The organism is Rhodospirillales bacterium (assembly GCA_023898785.1).
GTDB lineage: Bacteria > Pseudomonadota > Alphaproteobacteria > Micavibrionales > Micavibrionaceae > TMED27.
Map to the genome: position 1 here is coordinate 546,909 of CP060239.1, position 19,552 is coordinate 566,460.

Below are 19,552 nucleotides of genomic sequence, written 5' to 3' on the forward strand. Positions count from 1 at the left end.
GCATTGGGGGCTCATGCAAGAGATTCGTTCATTGAACCCGTTTCCGCGGATAGTGAAAGGCTGCTCGATATGCCCGGATATCAGGGCGGCGGGACATGGATTGCTCACGGCGATTGCGGTGCAGCGCAGCGAAGCGTTTTTGTGGGGGCCTGTGTGTATAGGCTGTGGGATCATTGTTTATTTTATGTTGGAGTATGAGCCGCCGGCTTTGTTGGGGGTAGCAACGGTATTTGCGCTGTTAGGATTCTACCGCTTTGTGCGTCCTTTTGAAATTTTACGTTTCGTCTGTTTGGCTTTGTTGTGTGGTGCGTGTGGATTTAGCGCTGCGGCTTACCGTACGCAGAGTGTTTATACCCCGATTTTGCAGAAAAAAATGGCACCGGTGCAGGTGTCTGGAACGGTCGAATCTCTTGAATATTTTCCGAATGAAAAAAGCACGCGTGCTGTTTTGGGTGCTGTACGTATTGAGAAATTAGCTGAGGACGAAACGCCGAGGCGAGTGCGGATTAGCTTCAGGAATGGTGAGGGGTTAAGCGTTGGTGCGCATATTGAAGTGCTGGCAGGGCTTAATCCGCCTTCATCGCCGGTGCTTCCGGGAGGGTTTGATTTTCAACGTTATATGTTTTTCAAAGGCATTGGCGCGGTCGGGTTTGCCTATGGTACTCCGCGCCGCGTTGAGGAGAGGGGAAGCGGTGGATTGGTTGCGAGGCTTCAAGCTCTGCGCGCGCGGATTGCTTTGAACGCCATACAAAAGAACGGTGAAAATGGCGGCGTTGCGGCGGCGCTTTTGGTGGGGCAGCACACGGCGATTACTGAAAGTGATCAGGAGGCAATGCGCTGGGCGGGGTTGGCGCATATGTTAGCGATTTCGGGGCTGCATATCGGGCTGTTTTTTGGGTTTGTGTTTTTTGTTGTGCGTTTTGGGTTGGCGCTTAGCCCCCGTTTGGCGCTGCGTTATCCCATTAAGAAATATGCGGCGCTGTGTGCGATGTTTGCAGCGGTTTGCTATATGTTTTTGGCCGGAGCAGGGGTGCCGACCCAGCGGGCTGTGTTGATGACGGGAGTGGTATTTGCGGCTATTTTACTCGATCGTAGCCCGATCTCGATGCGTCTTGTGGCTTTTGCCGCGATTGTCATTTTGTTGATTGCGCCGGAAAGTTTGCTGTCGGCGAGTTTTCAGATGTCGTTTGGTGCGGTGGCCGGATTGGTGGCGTTTTATAGCGCCATTCGTCCGTTCTGGTCGGCTTTATATCGCAAGGCTGGATGGATACGCCGTGCGGGGCTGTATGTGCTTGGTGTTTCGGTTACGAGTGTGGTTGCGACGTTGGCGACGGCGGGGTTCGCGCTGTATCATTTTCAACAATTGGCTGTCTATGGCTTGCCGGCTAATATTCTGGCGATGCCGATTTTGGCTTTTGTGGTGATGCCGTTTGCGGTTTTACACTTTTTGTTGATGCCGTTTGGGATGGAAGGGATTGCGCTCAGTGTTATGGGATGGGGAATAGGTTTGATTCTGGATGTTGCGCATTTTGTTTCGGGTTTGGATCATGCGGTTTTGCATGGCAGGGTATGGGGTGGTTTTGCGTTGGCATTGTTTAGCGCAGGCTTTGTTATGCTGGTTTTGCTGAAGGGGCGTTTGCGGATCATTGCGGCGATAGCGTTTGTTTTGTGTATTATCGAGATTTTATATGTAGAACAACCAGATATACTAATTTCTTCAAATTCTAAATTAATGGCGATCCGTCAGGATAACGGGTCATTGTTGTATTCGGATCTGCAAAAAGAGCGGTTTGTGCGGGAGCAGTGGGCGCAAGGATTTGGATTGCAGAAGCAAAAAGCGCAAAAATGGCCGAAAGAGGGGCAAAACGGGAATCTGTATTGTGCAGAGGCTGGCTGCCGGTTGGAGCGGGCAGGCAGCCGTGTTGCTTTTTTGTATGATGCGCAAGGGTTTGAGGAGGAATGTTTGTGGGCGGATGTGATTATTGCGCCTGATCCGTTGCCGAAATGTGAGGGGGCGCGGGTTATTGACCGGTTTACGACATGGCGTGGCGGAGCACATGCGATTACGTTGCGCGAGGGCGATGCACCGGAGATTGTCGCGGTCGAGGATCGGCGTGGTCAAAGGCCATGGGTGGCACGGTTTCAGCAGGAATGGCTATAGATCATTGTATTAGCTGTTAAAACAGGATTAACCAGTCTGTTTTGCAGTAGCGTTATGGGCGGGTTTTCAATGATATGAGCGCATCAGGCTGACGAGCCGCCCCTGAACTTTGACCCGTTCCGGCTCAAGTATTCTTGGTTCATAGGCATCGTTTTCGGGCTCTAGCACGATCTTGCCCCCGGCGCGACGCAGGCGTTTAAGCGTGGCTTCTTCATCATCGATGAGGGCGACGATGATGGCGCCGTTTTCGGCTGTATCGCAGCGTTGAATAATCACAATATCGGAATCGTTGATGCCGGCGTTGATCATCGAGTCGCCTTCAATGGTCAGGGCGTAAAGCTCGCCGTTGCCGGCAAATCCGGAGGGGATTTGTAAAAATTCGCCTTCATTGCGAATGGCGGCGATGGGCGTTCCGGCGGCGATTTTGCCATAGAGCGGGACTTGATCGAATTCTTGGTTGGCGGTTGACATTTGCGTAATTGCATTTGTCGCATCGTGTGTTTCCCGTCCTGTATTTTTTATGCCATCGGGGAGTTTTTTGATTTCCAGTGCGCGGGCACGGTGCGGCATGCGCTCGATATAGCCGCGTTCTTCCAGTCCGCTGATCAGGCGGTGGATGCCGGATTTAGATTTCAACCCTAACGCCTCTTTCATTTCTTCAAAGGAGGGGGGGACGTCATCAACACTGAGTCGTTGGTGAATAAAAAGCAACAAATCGCGTTGTTTTTTTGTAAGCATGGTCTTTTTCCTCTTCCAATGTAATTTCTGCGCGCGGGCAGGTTCATGACAAGATATTACGCAGATATACGCTTTTTGTTCTACTTTAGTTCTTGATCTGTGTCAAATAGCTGTGCGAAGTTTTTTGACGGCGCTTCTGATGTCGTCCTGACGCATCAGGCTTTCACCGACGAGGAAACCGCTGAAACCAGCGGTTTTGAGTTTTGTAAGTGTATTGTGATCGGACAGGCCGCTTTCAGCGATTTTGACGCAGTTTTCAGGGATATCACTTACCAGATTAAAAGAAGTTTGAACATCGACGCTTAGGGTTTTGAGGTTACGGTTATTGATGCCGATCATGGCGGGGTTAAGCGTGAGCGCACGCTCGAGTTCTTCGGCATCATGGATTTCGACGAGTACGTCCATGCCGAGATCTGTGGCTAGCCCGTAAAGCTCTGCGGCCAGAGAATCATCTAGCGCGGCCATGATCAGCAAGATGCAATCAGCGCCCAAAGCCCGCGATTCATAAATCTGATATGGATCAATCATGAAATCCTTGCGGATCATTGGCAATTCAATTGCGGTGCGTGCAGAGATGAAATGTGCATCAGTGCCTTGAAAATACGGTTCATCGGTAAGCACAGAGACGCAGGCGGCTCCATTGTCCTCATAGATTTTGGCGATACTCGCCGGGTCAAAATCGGCGCGGATTAGTCCTTTGCTGGGCGAGGCTTTTTTAACCTCGGTGATCAGCGCGATTCCGGCTGCATTTACCGTCTTGATGCGATCGATAAAACCGCGCGGTGGAGATTGATCTGCGATGCGGTTTTTAATTTCATTTAAGGGATGTGCGTTTTTTTGTTTTTCAACATGAGCGCGCTTTTTTTTACAAATTTCGTGGAGGACGCTCATGTTTCAGGTTCCCCTCGAAAATGCGATATAGTCTTTGAGAGTCTGCATGGCCAGACCGCTGTCGATGGCATCGACAGCCATTCGAACGCCGCTTTTTAGGTCTGTGGTTTTTTCAGCGATTACCAGTACAGCGGCGGTGTTGGCCAGTACTATATCGCGATAGGCACATTTTTGTCCTTCCAGAACAGCACGCAAGGCTTGAGCATTTTCTTTGGCGCTGCCCCCCAGCAGTTTTTCCGGTTGGGCTGTTCCGAGGCCAAAATCTTCCGGCGTGAGCGTGGTTTCCTCGATATGGCCTTCTGCATCCAGCATGGCGATGTGGGTGGGGCCGGTTGTGGTGATTTCATCAAGACCGTCCTGTCCGTGGACAACCCAGGCGCGCCTGGTGCCAAGTTTTTGCAAGGTTTCAGCAATGGGGCTGACCCAGCGTTTATCAAAGACTCCGAGGAGTTGGTGGCGTGTATCTGCGGGGTTGGAAAGGGGGCCGAGCAGATTGAAAATGGTGCGCCGTCCCAGCACTTTGCGTACGGGCATGACATGTTTCATAGCTTTGTGGTGGTTGGGGGCCATGAGAAAGCCGAAATGAATGGTTTCGAGGGCCTCTTCGAGGCGTTCCTGGGAAATATCGAGGTTAACACCAAGGACTTCGAGGACGTCGGCAGCGCCAGATTTGGAACTGGCGGCGCGGTTACCGTGCTTGGCTATGCATACGCCGCAGCTGGCGGCGACGAGGGCAACGGCGGTGGAAATGTTGTATGTGCCGGATTTATCGCCGCCGGTGCCGCAGCAATCAACGCTGCCGTATGGGGCTTTGATGTGGACCGCTTTTTCGCGCATGACGCGGGCGGCGCCGGTGAGCTCTTCGACGGTTTCGCCGCGATCGGCCATATTGACAAGGAAAGTAGAGAGGGCTTTATCCGAGACTTCTCCGCTCATGATCTGGTTCATGGCCTCGATCATTTGGTTTTCGCTTAGCGGTGTTTTGCCATCGTAAAAATCCATGATGATGTATCCTTTATAGCAATGCGATGAAGTTTTTCAGCATGGCGTGCCCATGCTCGGTGGCTATGCTTTCGGGATGAAACTGGACGCCGTTGATCGGCAGGGTTTTATGCATGACGCCCATAATGATGCCGTCTTCGGTTTTGGCGGTGATTTCGAGACATTCCGGCAGGCTTTCGCGTTCGATAATCAGTGAGTGATAGCGCGTGACTTCAATCGGCGAGGGCAGGCCAGCAAAGAGGCTTTTTTCCTCATGAGTGATTTGTGAAATTTTACCGTGAAGGGGGCTGGTTTTGACGATTTTTCCGCCAAAGGCCTGACCTATGGTTTGGTGGCCGAGGCACACGCCGATCAGGGGTATTTCTTTTTCTGCGGCGGCTTTAACAAGATCAAGGCAAATACCAGCATGGTCAGGATCGCTCGGACCGGGGGAAATCATAAGCCCGGCTGGTTTCTTGGCCAGAACTTCGTCAACACTGATTTGATCGTTGCGGTGGACTTGTGTTTCCACACCTAAATCCCCGAGATATTGCACGAGATTGTAGGTAAAGCTGTCGTAATTATCGATGAGAGTAAGCATGGAGGCATTTATGGCGTAAACAGGCCTGTGAATGCAAGGGCTAATATTGTTTGACGATGGTTGTTAAGCTTTGAAAATATGGATATTATTGCGCTATGAAACGCTATGCAAACCCGCGCGGAACTGTTCTGTTTACGCTTATTGCCGTTATTTTGATGCTGATTGTTCATCTGATGATGAATGTTTGGCCTGTAAAAAAGGATGGTGCTCAGGTTGCCGAGCCTGCGAGTTTTAAGACCTCTTTGCATTATTCTGATTTCGGCCCGCAGTCTGGCGTAGAGACGGAGCTGGGGGCGGATGAATTTGAAGGCATTGTGGCGGCATATGGTGTGCCGGCGGAGACTTATGGTCCACCTGCGCTAGATGTTATGGCTGAGGAATTTGTTGAGGAGATCTATACGGATGCACCGCAGCCGAAGATCGAAAAAAATGCGCCGAATTATGAGCCGCTGGTGGTTACGGGTAAACCGAAAATCGCGATTATCATTGATGATATGGGGGTGAATCGAAAAAACAGTTTTGAGGCGATTGATCTGGATGCGCCGCTGACTTTAGCGTTTTTGCCGTATGCGTCGGAATTATCAGGAATTACTGCGCAAGCGCAAGTAAAAGGGCATGAATTGATGATCCATATGCCAATGCAGGCGATAAGCAATCCTGTGAGTTTGGGGCCGATTGCGATTAAAACCGATATGGATGAGTTGGTTGTGAAGGAGAATATGAAGGCCGCGTTTGAAAGTTTTGACGGGTATGTCGGGCTTAATAACCATATGGGGAGTAAGGTGACGCAAAATCCTGAGTTGATGGACTGGGTGATGGAAAGCGTTCGTGAGCGCGGGCTTTATTTTATTGATTCAAAGACGATTGGCGCGTCGGTGGCGGCGGATGTTTCGCGGCAAAATGGCCTTCCCACGGCTGTGCGCGATGTTTTTCTTGATCATGAAGAAACGCCGGAATTTGTACGCGGGGCTTTGCGTAAGACTGAAGAGATTGCAGCAAAGAAGGGTTATGCGATTGCGATTGGTCACCCTAAGGATGTGACGATTGAAGGGCTTCGGGCGTGGCTTCCTGATGTGCAGGCGCGCGGATTTGAGATTGTGCATGCCGGACGATTGGTGGAGCGTCCGAAGGGACAAGAGCAGGTGGCTATTTCTGCAGATGCGCAAGATAAAGTTGCATTATGGGCGCTGAGTAATACGGAGCCTGCTGCGGGTGAGGATGTGTTTAAGAAAAAGAACGTTATTGAAAAACCGGCTCAAAAGATGGTGGTTAAAAGGGGTGCTGTTGAGATTGAGCATGAGGAGGAGGTCGTTAAGAATCAGGCTGTTCCTGATGATGATCCTAACAGTGCGCAGGCACGTGAGGCTATTCTCAAAAAAATGCTGGGGCAAACCCCATAGATATGTCATTGCGAGGAGGCGTTGCCGACGAAGCAATCTACTGGTTAAGCAGAGTTCCCCGACTTTAGTCGGGGGTGAATGCAATTTTCCGGCTGCGACTGAAGCAAGGGATGCCGTAAGGAGTAGCCGGACCGGCCAGAAGGGCCATAGCCGAGTAGTACCCCGGGTTTACCCGGGGGTATCTACGAATCTTCCTTTCTGGATTGCTTCGCTACGCTCGCAATGACGGCGGCTTCTTACTTCGCATTTTCTAAGGCTAGTTCGGCGGCGTGGATAATGGCACGGGATTTATTGACGGTTTCCTGATATTCGAATTCCGGGTCGCTGTCGGCGACGACGCCTCCCCCGGCTTGTACGTATAGCTTTCCATCCTTAACAAGCGCTGTGCGCAGGGCGATGCAGGTATCAAGCATGCCGTTGCCGGATAGATAACCAACGCCGCCTGCGTAAAAACCCCGGCGGCTGACTTCCAGTTCGTCGATGATTTCCATGGCGCGAACTTTGGGTGCGCCGCTGACGGTTCCGGCGGGGAAGCCTGCAAACATAGCGTCGACAATATCGAGATCTTTGCGCAGCTTTCCGGTGACGTTGGAGACGATATGCATGACGTGGGAGTAGAGTTCAACGAAGAATGAGTCGGTGACTTTGACGCTGCCAAATTCGGCGACGCGCCCCACATCATTGCGGCCCAGATCAAGCAGCATCAAATGTTCGGATCGTTCTTTGGTATCGGCGAGGAGCTCTTCAGCCAATGCCTTATCTTCCGTGGTATCTTTGCCCCGTTTGCGGGTGCCGGCGATGGGGCGGATAGTGATTTCGTTATCGCGTACACGTACGAGAATTTCGGGGCTGGCGCCGACAAGCTGGAAATCGCCAAGGGCTACATGGAACATAAAAGGCGAGGGGTTTACCCGGCGCAGGGAGCGATAAAGCTCGAAAGACGGCAGGTCGAAATCGGTGGAAAAGCGTTGGCTGGGGACGACCTGAAAAATATCGCCTTCAAATGTGTAGTTCACCGCTTTGCGCACGGCATCGTGATACTCTTCACGAGTCATGTTGGATTGCACATCCAGAGGCGTTTCAATGTTTGATCTGGATTTGAGGCGGTTGCGATCGACGTATGTAAAGATTTGCTCGATTGTTTGATTCAGACGCTTTGCGGCTTGCTTATAAATTGTCCGGGCGTCTTTGTCTGTGTTGTTTGCATGTTCATAAACGGGTGTGACCAGGATGATGATTTGCTTCACATTATCAAAAATCACCAGTATGGACGGGCGCATAAGGACGCTGTCGGGGATTTGCAGATCGTCAGGGTTGTTGTCTGGAATATCCTCGATCAGACGGATCATGTCATAGCCGATATAGCCGAACAGGCCGGATGCGGCCATGGGGGGTAAACCATCGGGGATTTCATCAATATGGCAAGCCTGAACCTGTGCGCGTAGTGAGGCCAGTGCATCGGGGGCATCGTCTTTAATGGGCGCGCCGTTGGCGTTCTTGATTTCAATGCTTCCTTTTTTGCATGACCATAGCAAGTCAGGGGCCATGCCGATGATGGAGTAACGTCCCAGTACGTTGCCGCCTTCGACCGATTCCAGCAAAAAGGAATAGGGGGCATCCATACAGAGTTTTAGATATGTGCCTACAGGCGTTTCCAAGTCGCCGGGGAGTTCATGGGTGAGAAGTTGAGAGCGTCCAGCTGTGAAGTGGTGCTCAAACTCGCTTAGTGCGGGTTGGCTTTGGTTCATTTATTAATTGTCCTGCGGGGCGTAAACCATCTGGAGGAGTTTTTCATTGACACGTACACCGTATTTTTTACGCAAGCTATTAATGTAAAGCGTATAGGCTTCGTTTTGCATTTCTTGCAGGTGTGTGTTTTGTGCAGCCTTTAGCTCTTCGTCTTTGAGCTTTTCCGGAATGGTGGTGTTTGTTACGACCATGATTGCCGCGCCTTCATCAAGATCGAGAGCAAAGAGTTCATTTTGCTTTGCTTCGAAGATCTGGCCAAGGGCGGCTTTGGTTAGCGGCTGTTCGATTTCGCTGGCGCGTTTAAGGTCTTTGGCGCTGCTCAATGTGCGGCCTTTAGCTTTGGCAAGATCCTTGATGGATGTGCCGTCACCCTGGGCTGTGGTGAGTAATTTAAGTGTATGCATTTTATTTTGAACGCGGCGGGAGTCGTCGATCCAGCGTTTTTTGAGCGCTTTTTTTTGGTCTTCGAAGGGCTTGTATGATTTTTCGGTGATGTTTTCAACCAACAGGGCGCTCATACGACCATCTGTTAATTCTGTCACGGGAGAGGCTTCCCCTTCGCCGAGTTCAAATAAAATCGAGACCATATTTTGCGCATCGGGGCCGAATTCTTCGTTGAAGGCGCTCTTGTCGTTTTCACCAATGCCAAACCGATTGGTGGCGGGCAGGTCCTTAATTTCAACGCTCAAATTTTCCTTGATCGTTTCGATGGGTTCGCTAGCAGCCAGATAATCATCGAGGCTGGCTGCCAGATCATATTGTGCATCGAGCAGGCGGGTTTCTGTAAGCTCTGTGCGGATGTCTTTTTTTGCAGTTTCAAGTGAAGTTGTATGAGCAGGGGTGATGGTTATGAGCATCGCAACGTGATAACCCAAGCCGCTTTCAATGGGGCCGAGCAGGTCCCCTTCTTTTGCGGTAAAAACCGGTTCTTGGAGTTCTTCAAGCAGGGCGGTTTTTTCTACTGACGTAGCCGGGATGTAGTCAGTTGTGTTACCGGTGACCTCTTTTGTTGCGTCTTTAAGGGAGGCTCCAGCTTCAATTTTTTTGGCTATATCTTCGGCTTGATCGGCATCAGAAAGGATTACCTGTTCGATTTCGCGTGTTTCAGGCTGAGTATAAGAAGAGATGTTACGCTCATAGACATCTTTGATTTCTTCATCGGAAATTTCAAGGCTGTCTTTCAAAGTGTCCATTTTAATGGTGATGAGCTTGCTTTTGCGCATTTCGGGGATAGCGTAGGCTTCCTTTGTGCTTTCATAGAGTTTTAGAAGCTGTTCGTCTGCGGGTTGTTCAATTTCTTTGAGATCGGCATCTTTGAACAGGATATAATCAACATTGCGTTGTTCGTTTTCATAAGCTGCAAGATCGCGGGTCATTGTCTCTGAAGTTTTGAGAAAGCCGGATTGTACAGCATTGCCCAGCATATTGACGCTCATTTCACGACGAATAGAAGCGGTGAGCTGGTCTTCGCTCATGCCTTGGGCGCGCAAAATTTGAGCAAGGACGTCTTGCGGGCTTTGACCGGGTTGTGTCATAGGGGCGATGAGTTTTTTGATATTGGCGGCGACTTGCTGTGTGCTGACCTGAATACCTGTATCGGCGGCTTTTTGCTGGATGAGGCTGGCGCGAATTTCTCCATTCAATAGTTCTTTAATATAGCCCAGTTGATAAGCCTGAGCCGGGGACATGCCTAAACGGCTGAGGGTTGTGCGCACTGTGCGGTCAAATTGCTGGATAGGTATCACATTGGAGCCGATTTTGGCTGCATCTGAACTGGTGATACCGCCGCGGAAAAACCCGCCAATATCCATAAATACAAGCCCGCCCGTGGCCATAACCAACAGGCCGAGCAGAAAGTATTTTAAAATTCCACCGGATGCGCCATCGCGTAGTGCGGTCATAACCATGTTTTTTACCCTTTAATTATTCTTAAGGTTGATTTTTGTGTTTATCGGATTGCACTATAAGGCGGAGCTTACGGAGGGGCAACTCCCTATTCAAAAAGGATGATGGAAAACTCATGAAAAAGCTGATTGCCGGTAACTGGAAGATGAATGGCAGCATGGAAAATGCACGGGCCTTGATTGCAAATATTATAAACCGGCTGGAGACGGATGAAGATGTTCTCAAAAAATGTGATATTTTAGTTTGTCCTCCATTCTTGCATATTCCGGCTGTTCGTCATGCGATTTACGGGTTTCCGGAGTTACGCTTCGGCGCTCAGGATTGTTCGACCTACGATAACGGTGCGTACACGGGCGATGTTTCGGCCAGCATGTTAAGTGACTCTTCGTGTTCCTATGTGATTGTCGGGCATTCGGAGCGACGGCAGTATCAGCAAGAAAGTAATGGGATGGTGGCGCAAAAGGCTGCGCAGGTATTGAAGAATGATATGATTCCGATTATTTGTGTGGGGGAGACAGAGGCGCAGCGTGAGTCTGGTCAGGCGCAGGATATCGTTGCGGCGCAGCTTCGCGCTTCTGTGCCTGAAGTTGACCGGTTCCATGAGATTGTGATTGCCTATGAGCCGGTGTGGGCGATCGGCACGGGAAAAACGGCGAGCGTGGACGATGTTGTAGAAATGCATGGTCTTATTCGTGAGCAGCTTCAAGAGCTTGTGCCGAATGCCGATAAGGTGCGGATTTTGTATGGTGGCTCGATGAAGCCGGAGAATGCGAAAGAGCTTCTATCCACAGAAAATGTCGATGGCGGGCTGATCGGCGGCGCCTCTTTAAGCGCTGAATCGTTTCTGGCTATTGCAAGGGCGGCATAAATCAATTAGAAAGCAATCCCATGGAAAGCGTACTTCTCGTTATACATTTGTTTTTGGCTTTGGCCATTATCGGGCTTGTCCTTTTGCAGCGCTCTGAAGGGGGCGGTCTGGGGATTGGCGGCGGCAGCGGCGGTCTTGGTGGTCTTGCAACTCCGCAAGGAACAGCCAGCTTGCTGACGCGCGCGACGGCGATTTGCGCGGCGGCGTTTTTTTGCACCAGCCTTATTCTTGGCGTTTTGGCTGGGCGCAGCACTTCGCAGCAGGTCAGTCTGATGGATGCTTTGAGTGAAACGCCGGCTTCGATTGAGGCGCCGCTTGATGAAGTAGAACAAAAACCTGAAGAAGCGCCGAGCGTACCAATAGCTGATTAGCCATGACACGATATATTTTTATTACTGGTGGCGTTGTTTCCTCTCTCGGAAAAGGCCTCGGCTCCGCTGCGCTTGGTGCGCTTTTGCAGGCGCGGGGATATAAGGTACGTTTATGTAAGCTTGATCCTTATCTCAATGTTGATCCGGGGACGATGAGTCCGTTTCAGCATGGCGAGGTGTTTGTGACCGACGACGGGGCAGAGACGGATCTGGATCTGGGGCATTATGAGCGTTTTACCGGCGTTCCGGCGCGCAAGAATGACAATATTACCACGGGGCAGGTTTATACCGAAGTGCTGGGGAAAGAACGGCGCGGTGATTATCTGGGTGCGACGATTCAGGTTATTCCGCATATTACCAATGAAATCAAAGACTTCATTTTAGAGAAAGAAGGTACGGCGGATTTTGTGCTGTGTGAGATTGGCGGAACGGTGGGCGATATTGAATCTTTGCCGTTTTTGGAGGCTATTCGCCAGTTTGGTAATGAGGTCGGGCATGATCGCGCGCTTTATGTGCATGTGACATTGCTTCCTTATATTCCAGCGGCAGGAGAGTTGAAAACAAAGCCGACTCAACATTCTGTAAAAGAGCTTATGAGCTATGGCATTCGCCCGGATATTTTGCTGTGCCGGGCGGATCGTGAGATTCATCAAGAAGAGCGCCGCAAGATTGCACTGTTTTGTAATCTTGCTGAGAAAAATGTGATTCCGGCGCTGGACGTTTCTTCGATCTATGAAGTGCCGCTGTCTTACCATGCCGAGGGGCTGGACCATCAGGTGATGGAATGTTTCGGCATCAAAGACATCGCTAATCTCGATCTTTCGATTTGGGAGCAGATTGTCCGACGGATTAAAGAGCCGGAAAGTACGGTGAAAATCGCGGTTGTCGGGAAATACACCAATTTGGCGGATAGTTATAAATCACTCAATGAAGCGCTCATTCATGGCGGCGTTGCCAATAAGGTTAAGGTTAAACTGAAATTTATTGAGGGTGAGGATTTTGAAGGCGGTGTAAATCTTGCGGAGCATCTGCAAGGTGTGCACGGTATTTTGGTGCCGGGCGGTTTCGGCAAGCGTGGCACGGAGGGGAAAATCAAGGCTGTGGAATATGCGCGGAAGCATAATATTCCGTATTTTGGGATTTGTCTGGGTATGCAGATGGCGATTATCGAGGCAGCGCGCAATTTATGCGGGATTGAGGATGCGACGTCGAGCGAGTTGTCTGACGGCGGGACGCATGTGATCGGCCTGATGACCGAATGGGAAACCGAAGAGGGCGGTAAGGAGCAGCGCAGCGAGGATACCGATTTGGGCGGGACGATGCGTCTGGGGGCCTATCCGGCCAAGCTGGTTGAAGGTTCACGCGTAGCCGAGATTTACGGCAGTGAAGAGATTAGCGAGCGTCATCGTCACCGTTATGAGGTGAATATCAATTATCGGGAGCAGCTAGAGGATCAGGGTCTGGTGTTTTCCGGTTTATCACCGGATGGGGAATTGCCTGAGATTGTCGAGCGGACCGACCATCCGTGGTTTGTCGGGGTGCAGTTTCATCCTGAACTGAAATCCAAGCCGTTTGATCCGCATCCACTGTTTGTCAGCTTTATCGAAGCGGCGCTCAAGCAAAGCCGTTTGGTTTAGGATGAAGGCGGTTCTTGATACCAATATCTTTGTGGGCGCTTTACAGCGCCGCGACGGAGTAAACCGGGCGGTATTAAAACAGGCCTTTTTGGACGACATCACGCCGTTGATGAGCGAGGCGCTTTATAGCGAATATCAAAGCCTGATGGGGCGCGCTCATCTTTTCGAAGACAGCAGTTTCAATGCGCAGGAGTGCGAAGATTTTTTTGATGATTTTTGCAGCATTTGCCGCTGGGTGGATGTGTATTACCGCTGGCGGCCAAATTTGCACGATGAGGCGGATAATCATGTGCTGGAGCTGGCGATTTCCGGGGGCGCGGAGACGCTGATTACCTGGAATAAAAAGGACTTTCGCCACGGGAATCTGGTTTTGCCGGAGATCGCTATTCTTACGCCTGTGGAATATTTTCGGATGCAGCGGGAACAATCCGTAAAAAACCATTGACAGTGATAGCTTATATGCTATCATAAGATAGTAAAGAAAGGAGGTGCGCTATGGCCACTTTGACGATTCGTATGGCGGATGATAAAGCCAACCGTTTGAAAGAACTCGCAAAATCAAGGGATATCAGCCTCAATAAGTTGATTGAAGAATGGGCCACGATGGGGATCGCGGAATTTGATGCGCAGGCGTCCTTTTTGGCGCGGGCGGCGCGTGGGTCTCGTGAACGTGGGCTGGCCGCCCTTGAAATGCTTGATGCGCGGGATGACGAACCTCAATCCGCGCATCAAACGCTGCACGATTCCGAAACCGGCGGTTTCAAACATAAAGACGATTGAAGCCGCGCCGGGGTAGGGCCTGTTGGTTTAAATGTCGAGTGTGTTATATGCGTCCACCAGGGCTGCTTGTTGGTCTGGTCTTAGGCGTACCGTGATGGCTGGTATTTTTGATTCGTTGTTGTGTTTGCTTGCGTTTGCTTCCAAGGCTTTGGTCATTTCTATACCTTGAACTAACAGGGTTTTCAGCTTGTTTACGTGAATGCCTGTAGCCGTATGTAAGGCCTCGCTTACCGCTGCAATTCTATCTAGGTTTATGTCACCGTTATTGGGGTAGGTGTTATCCACTTTTACTGTTGTCCAGAAATTGTCTGAAATCCCCTCGCCGTTGAGGCCGTTTTCTTGTTTTGAGGTTTTTTTGCCTTCTTGTTGCGGTTTTGTTTGCGCTTTGAACAGGCCAAGTTCTTGTAGCGCGTGCTTCAATGGTGGAATGTGATGAGATTTCATGTCTGCGCCATCGGTATAATTATTAATGTCTTGTGCTGTGATTGATGAGTGTTGGTCGCTTGTCGCCTTTTTACAGATTGCTTGGTAATCGTTAAAATTTTGACGTTCTTTTCTTAGGATCTTACGGATTTGGTGCATTTCGGGTGTTTCGCCTTGGTTGCCATGAATGCGTCGCTGATTTTGTTCTTTGCTTAGTTTTTTTGGTGAAACCTTTGTTTGAGTTGGGTTTCCGGTGGCTGCTGCTCTTTGCGCTGCTCTGATGTCTTTCATTCTGGCCATTGCTAATCCTTGCCGCTTCTTTGATTAAAAAATGCACAATAGTGTTATTTATATGTAAAAATCAAGGGTTTTATTGAAAATGTTTATGGGGCTTCCCATGAGTGAGGAAGTGTTTTAGAACTAAAGCCATGAAAACCGTATCTGTAGATAAACTTCAAATTGCCAATGACAGGTCGTTTGTGCTGATTGCCGGGCCGTGCCAGATGGAATCGCGTGATCATGCGTTCGATATGTGCGGGGCATTGGTTGAGATTACCAAGAATCTCGATATCCCCTTCATTTATAAAAGCTCGTTCGATAAAGCCAATCGAACGTCTTTGCATGGTGTGCGTGGAATGGGGCTGGATGGTGCTTTGCCGGTGTTTGCTGATCTTAAGAGAGAATTTGGCGTGCCGGTGCTGACTGACATTCACACGGCGGAGCAATGCGCTGATGTGGCTGAGGTCGTTGATGTGCTGCAAATTCCGGCGTTTTTATGTCGGCAGACGGATTTGCTGGTGACGGCAGCGAAGACCGGAGCGGTGATTAACGTCAAAAAAGGCCAATTTCTGGCGCCGTGGGACATGAAGAATGTGGCAGCGAAAATTTCCGAGAGCGGCAATGATCAGATTTTGCTGACCGACCGAGGGACAAGCTTTGGCTATAACACGCTGGTTTCGGATATGCGGGGCTTGCCGATTATGGCGCGGACCGGGTATCCGGTGATTATTGATGCGACCCATAGTGTTCAGCAGCCTGGTGGGCAGGGTGCTTCCTCTGGCGGAGACCGGGAGATGGTGCCGGTGATTGCGCGCGCAGCGGTGGCTGTGGGCGTAGCCGGAGTGTTTATAGAAACGCATCAGGACCCGGACAATGCACCCTCGGATGGGCCAAATATGGTGAAATTAGAGGATATGCGCGGTTTACTGGAAATACTCATGAAACTCGACAAAATCACCAAAAACGCGTAGAATATAAGGGTAGGGGTAGTAAGCCCTTGTTGATTTTGAATAAAGCAGGAGGCTTGAGCACACGTGACGACCATTCCCGGAGCATCGCAGTATATTGTTTCAGCGAGACTTGCTAATACGCATGGTTTACCTGCGCAGTCGTCTACGCTTTTCGGGACGGGCGGCAGTGCTCTGAGTTTGCTTGATGCCGGGCGCTCCTTGAATGCGAATAACGGGATTGGCCTGTCGGCGCGTTCTCGCCAGTTGACCAATCAGCTTTTGCAATCGACAGCTTCGGAAGCTAATGCGCTGTTTTCTTATGCCGTTGGCGGGTCTTCTACGGTGGAGGCGGCGCAGACACAGATTCTGGCGCTGCGGGCAAAGACGCCAACCAGTCAACTTGCGCGGTCTTTGGTTCAGGTGGTCGATGATGGCGGCGTGGCCGGGGGCGAAACCGGGCAGAACGTTGATACTGAAGCGTGATATCTTTCTCAGGCTGTTTTCTTATGCCGGTTGGGCTTTTTCAATTTGTTCTCTGATCAATTCTATATAGGTTTTATGTGTGTCTTCCATCTTGTTATCCAGTTTAGATTTCCAGTCCTCTGGCCATACATGCGGGAACAGACCGATTAGGACATTTTCATCTGCTTGATCCTTTATTTCATCTGGTGATACTGCCGAATGTATTGTTATTTCCCCTGTTTTTTTATCTTTGCACATAATTTCCGTATTGTATTTAGTCAAGTTTTTTTGACATTGTTCCGATTGACAGGTTCGTCGTCGCGTTTGTATTGTCCCGAAAGAAAAACGCGTAATGTCTGACCCTAATAAGGAGTGCCTTTCTATGACTGCCATTATTGATATTCATGCTCGTGAAATTCTGGATAGCCGGGGGAACCCGACTGTGGAGGTTGATGTGCAGCTTGAAAGCGGCGCGAAGGGCCGGGCGGCAGTGCCGTCGGGGGCTTCTACGGGGGCGTATGAGGCGGTGGAGTTGCGTGATGGAGATAAGGGCCGTTATCTCGGTAAGGGTGTGCGCAAGGCTGTCGAATTTGTAAATACCGAGATTTATGAGGCGCTGATTGGTATGGACGGCGAAGAGCAGATGTATATCGATCAGGCGATGGTCGAACTGGACGGGACTGGAAATAAGGGCCGCTTGGGGGCCAATGCGATTTTGGGCGTGTCGCTGGCGGTGGCCAAAGCGATGGCGGACGAGCTGGATATGCCGCTTTATCGTTATGTTGGCGGGGCGTACGCGCATACGCTGCCGACGCCGATGATGAATATCATCAATGGCGGGGCGCATGCGGATAACCCGGTTGATATTCAGGAATTTATGATTATGCCGATTGCGGCGGAGAGCTTTTCTGAAGCTTTGCGTGCAGGCGCGGAGGTGTTTTATGCGCTGAAGAAAGAATTATCATCTGCCGGATTAAATACCAATGTTGGTGATGAGGGCGGGTTTGCGCCTGCTGTGAAGTCATCTGAGGAAGCGCTGGATTATATTATGAAGTCGATTAAAGCGGCTGGCTATAAGCCGGGCGAAGAGATTACGATTGCGCTGGATGCGGCTTCGAGCGAGTTTTATAAGGATGGTCAATATCATCTGGCTGGCGAGGGGAAGGTTTTGTCGTCGGATGAAATGGTGCGCTATTACGAAGATCTGTGCGCGAAATACCCGATTGTTTCGATTGAAGATGGTTTGGATGAAGATGATTGGCAGGGGTGGAGTGCGCTTACAGCCGCTCTTGGTGATAAAGTGCAGCTTGTCGGCGATGATCTGTATGTGACCAATGCAAGCCGTTTGGCACGCGGGATTGACGAGAAAGCGGGTAATGCTGTGCTGGTGAAGGTCAATCAGATTGGGACGTTGAGCGAGACTTTGGAAACCATTGAGATGGCGAAGAAAGCCGGTTTCGGGATTGTTCTGTCGCACCGCAGCGGCGAAACAGAGGATTCTACGATTGCTGATCTGGCGGTGGCAACCAATGCCGGGCAGATCAAAACGGGTTCTTTGTCGCGTTCAGACCGGGTGGCGAAATATAACCAGCTGCTACGGATTGAAGAAGAGCTGGGGCCGCAGGCAGCTTATGAAGGGGCAGGATTCTTGCGTGCGCCGGTGTCTTTCGGCGCGAAGGCAAAGAAAAACGCGGCTTAAAAAACATAAAAAGTTTATGTGCTAAAATGTGAGTCATTTGAATCGTTTAGCGCATATGTTCTTTTTTTGTTCACATTAAATTGTTGAATCTATTGTATTTTTTGCCTTGTTCACAGACTCGGAATGTGATTCACTCAAGGACATGAATAAGCTTAGCGACCATAGTTATTTCTTACGTGAAAACATTTTACCTCTTATCGGGGTGTGTTTGTGTTTGTATTTTTCTTATCATACGCTTTTGGGTAATCGTTCGGTGTTGAAGCTTTACGCGTTGGAGAAGCAAATAGAGACAATGTCGCAAAAAAAGACTTTTACGGTGGCGGCGAAAGATTCTTTGCAGAAAAAAGTGATTATGATGCGTCCAGGCAATGTTGATAAAGATTTACTGGAAGAGCAGGTTAGGCTGGTGCTGGGTTACAGACAGTCCGACGAATTGGTGTTCTTAGGTAATTAAATTACAAAAATTCCTGTTTTTTATTTTTTATCCTTTCTTTTCAGTATGTTGCGCCGCACAAATATGCTATTTTTGCTGGTCGCCTCTTGTGAAATCGTGTAATTCATCTGTCTTGATTTCAACAGTTCTGTTCTTTCAATGATGGAGGCGCCAAAATCGTGGCCAGTTCAAAGACCAAAAAGAAACCTAAGCTCAAAACTGTATCGAACAATGAGTCAATTCCGTCTGTGGAGATGTTACAAAAGCTCTATCGCGAGATGCTTTTGATTCGCCGGTTTGAAGAAAAGGCTGGGCAGCTTTACGGGATGGGCTTGATTGGCGGGTTTTGTCACCTTTATATCGGTCAGGAAGCCGTTGTGACGGGAATTAATTCTGTGCAGCAGCCGCAAGATACGGTGGTGACGTCGTATCGCGATCATGCACATATGCTGGCGTGCGGGATGGATCCGAAGGGCATTATGGCCGAGCTGACGGGACGCATTGACGGGTATTCGCGCGGGAAAGGCGGTTCCATGCATATGTTTTCGAAGGCAGAGAATTTTTTTGGCGGGCACGGGATTGTCGGGGCAGGCACGGCGATTGGCGCGGGGCTTGGCTTTTCGCATAAATATAAAGAAGATGACGGCGTGGCGGTGGCCTATATGGGGGATGGCGCGTCGAATCAGGGGCAGGTGGCTGAGGTTTATAACATGGCCGCTCTGTGGGATTTGCCGGTGTTGTTTGTGATTGAGAATAATCAGTATGGCATGGGTACATCTGTGAAGCGTTCTTCCGCCGGGCAGTTGTATAAACGCGGCGAAGGTTACGGCATTCCCGGTGAGCAGGTAGACGGGATGGATGTGTTTGCTGTGCAGAAGGCGGCGAAGCAGGCGCTTGATTATGTGCGCAGCGGCAACGGGCCGTATATTCTTGAGGTGATGACATATCGTTATCGCGGGCATTCGATGTCTGATCCGGCGAAATACCGGACCAAGGAAGAGGTGGCCTCAATGAAGGAGGATCGCGATCCGATTACGGCGCTTAAGGGGCTGATGCAGGCTGCGGGCGTGGATGAAGCCGAGATCAAGGCAATCGACAAGGAGATCAAGGATATCGTCAATGAAGCGGCGCAATTCGCGCAGGACAGTCCAGAGCCTGCGCCGGAAGAGTTGTGGACGGATGTTTTGGTGGAGGTGGACGAGTGATGTTTTATCTTTGTATGCC

General features: G+C 50.2%; 19 protein-coding genes and 1 pseudogene. 12 read left to right on the forward strand and 8 right to left on the reverse strand.

Going from position 1 to position 19,552, the window contains the following annotated elements; all coding sequences use genetic code 11:
* The first annotated feature begins 13 nt into the window (after positions 1-13).
* The gene (locus H6859_02840; protein USO06149.1) at positions 14-2,161 is read left to right on the forward strand and encodes a ComEC family competence protein; all 2,148 of its coding nucleotides are present in this window, start codon (positions 14-16) and stop codon (positions 2,159-2,161) included.
* 66 nt (positions 2,162-2,227) lie between these two features.
* Here H6859_02840 and lexA read toward each other — a convergent pair whose 3' ends face one another.
* The 4 genes from lexA to H6859_02860 all read right to left on the reverse strand — a co-directional run bounded on the left by lexA (position 2,228) and on the right by H6859_02860 (position 5,372).
* A complete protein-coding gene (gene lexA, locus H6859_02845) occupies positions 2,228-2,899 on the reverse strand; it encodes a transcriptional repressor LexA (GenBank protein USO06150.1) in 672 nt (223 codons plus the stop codon).
* 102 nt (positions 2,900-3,001) lie between these two features.
* Positions 3,002-3,790, reverse strand: coding sequence for an indole-3-glycerol phosphate synthase TrpC (gene trpC / locus H6859_02850; GenBank protein ID USO06151.1), 789 nt, complete (start codon positions 3,788-3,790; stop codon positions 3,002-3,004).
* Between the two features lie 3 nt (positions 3,791-3,793).
* Positions 3,794-4,792, reverse strand: a complete 999-nt coding sequence (trpD, locus tag H6859_02855) for an anthranilate phosphoribosyltransferase (protein USO06152.1) — start codon at positions 4,790-4,792, stop codon at positions 3,794-3,796.
* Positions 4,793-4,805: 13 nt separating this feature from the next.
* On the reverse strand, positions 4,806-5,372 hold the full coding sequence (locus tag H6859_02860; GenBank protein ID USO06153.1) for an aminodeoxychorismate/anthranilate synthase component II: 567 nt from the start codon (positions 5,370-5,372) through the stop codon (positions 4,806-4,808).
* A 95-nt stretch (positions 5,373-5,467) separates the two neighbouring features.
* Here H6859_02860 and H6859_02865 point away from each other — a divergent pair, with 95 nt between their 5' ends.
* Positions 5,468-6,772 (forward strand): divergent polysaccharide deacetylase family protein, encoded by a 1,305-nt coding sequence (locus H6859_02865; GenBank protein USO06154.1) that lies wholly within the window; start codon positions 5,468-5,470, stop codon positions 6,770-6,772.
* 236 nt (positions 6,773-7,008) lie between these two features.
* Here the strand turns inward: H6859_02865 and trpE are convergent, their stop codons facing one another.
* Positions 7,009-8,520 (reverse strand): anthranilate synthase component I, encoded by a 1,512-nt coding sequence (trpE, locus tag H6859_02870; GenBank protein ID USO06155.1) that lies wholly within the window; start codon positions 8,518-8,520, stop codon positions 7,009-7,011.
* 3 nt (positions 8,521-8,523) lie between these two features.
* Positions 8,524-10,428, reverse strand: a complete 1,905-nt coding sequence (locus tag H6859_02875) for a peptidyl-prolyl cis-trans isomerase (protein ID USO06156.1) — start codon at positions 10,426-10,428, stop codon at positions 8,524-8,526.
* Between the two features lie 113 nt (positions 10,429-10,541).
* On the opposite strand from H6859_02875, the gene H6859_02880 reads away from it, so the two are divergent.
* From H6859_02880 to H6859_02900, 5 genes and pseudogenes are all read left to right on the forward strand, one after another.
* Positions 10,542-11,294, forward strand: coding sequence for a triose-phosphate isomerase (locus H6859_02880; protein ID USO06157.1), 753 nt, complete (start codon positions 10,542-10,544; stop codon positions 11,292-11,294).
* A gap of 20 nt (positions 11,295-11,314) precedes the next feature.
* On the forward strand, positions 11,315-11,665 hold the full coding sequence (gene secG / locus H6859_02885) for a preprotein translocase subunit SecG (GenBank protein ID USO06158.1): 351 nt from the start codon (positions 11,315-11,317) through the stop codon (positions 11,663-11,665).
* Positions 11,666-11,667: 2 nt separating this feature from the next.
* A complete protein-coding gene (locus H6859_02890) occupies positions 11,668-13,302 on the forward strand; it encodes a CTP synthase (GenBank protein ID USO06159.1) in 1,635 nt (544 codons plus the stop codon).
* A gap of 1 nt (position 13,303) precedes the next feature.
* Entirely contained in the window at positions 13,304-13,747 is a 444-nt protein-coding gene (locus H6859_02895) for a putative toxin-antitoxin system toxin component, PIN family (GenBank protein ID USO06160.1), read from the forward strand.
* A gap of 50 nt (positions 13,748-13,797) precedes the next feature.
* A pseudogene (locus H6859_02900) lies at positions 13,798-14,004 on the forward strand (toxin-antitoxin system HicB family antitoxin).
* Between the two features lie 105 nt (positions 14,005-14,109).
* On the opposite strand, the gene H6859_02905 reads toward H6859_02900, so the two are convergent.
* Entirely contained in the window at positions 14,110-14,805 is a 696-nt protein-coding gene (locus tag H6859_02905) for a hypothetical protein (GenBank protein ID USO06161.1), read from the reverse strand.
* Between the two features lie 128 nt (positions 14,806-14,933).
* Between H6859_02905 and kdsA the strand changes: the two genes are divergently transcribed.
* Positions 14,934-15,755, forward strand: a complete 822-nt coding sequence (gene kdsA, locus H6859_02910) for a 3-deoxy-8-phosphooctulonate synthase (GenBank protein ID USO06162.1) — start codon at positions 14,934-14,936, stop codon at positions 15,753-15,755.
* A 63-nt stretch (positions 15,756-15,818) separates the two neighbouring features.
* Positions 15,819-16,217 (forward strand): hypothetical protein, encoded by a 399-nt coding sequence (locus tag H6859_02915; GenBank protein USO06163.1) that lies wholly within the window; start codon positions 15,819-15,821, stop codon positions 16,215-16,217.
* A gap of 21 nt (positions 16,218-16,238) precedes the next feature.
* Here the strand turns inward: H6859_02915 and H6859_02920 are convergent, their stop codons facing one another.
* A complete protein-coding gene (locus tag H6859_02920) occupies positions 16,239-16,454 on the reverse strand; it encodes a hypothetical protein (GenBank protein ID USO06164.1) in 216 nt (71 codons plus the stop codon).
* Between the two features lie 124 nt (positions 16,455-16,578).
* On the opposite strand from H6859_02920, the gene eno reads away from it, so the two are divergent.
* The 3 genes from eno to pdhA all read left to right on the forward strand — a co-directional run bounded on the left by eno (position 16,579) and on the right by pdhA (position 19,533).
* Positions 16,579-17,895, forward strand: coding sequence for a phosphopyruvate hydratase (gene eno / locus H6859_02925; GenBank protein ID USO06165.1), 1,317 nt, complete (start codon positions 16,579-16,581; stop codon positions 17,893-17,895).
* Between the two features lie 142 nt (positions 17,896-18,037).
* Positions 18,038-18,349 (forward strand): septum formation initiator family protein, encoded by a 312-nt coding sequence (locus H6859_02930; GenBank protein USO06166.1) that lies wholly within the window; start codon positions 18,038-18,040, stop codon positions 18,347-18,349.
* A 233-nt stretch (positions 18,350-18,582) separates the two neighbouring features.
* The gene (gene pdhA / locus H6859_02935) at positions 18,583-19,533 is read left to right on the forward strand and encodes a pyruvate dehydrogenase (acetyl-transferring) E1 component subunit alpha (protein ID USO06673.1); all 951 of its coding nucleotides are present in this window, start codon (positions 18,583-18,585) and stop codon (positions 19,531-19,533) included.
* Positions 19,534-19,552 lie beyond the last annotated feature (19 nt).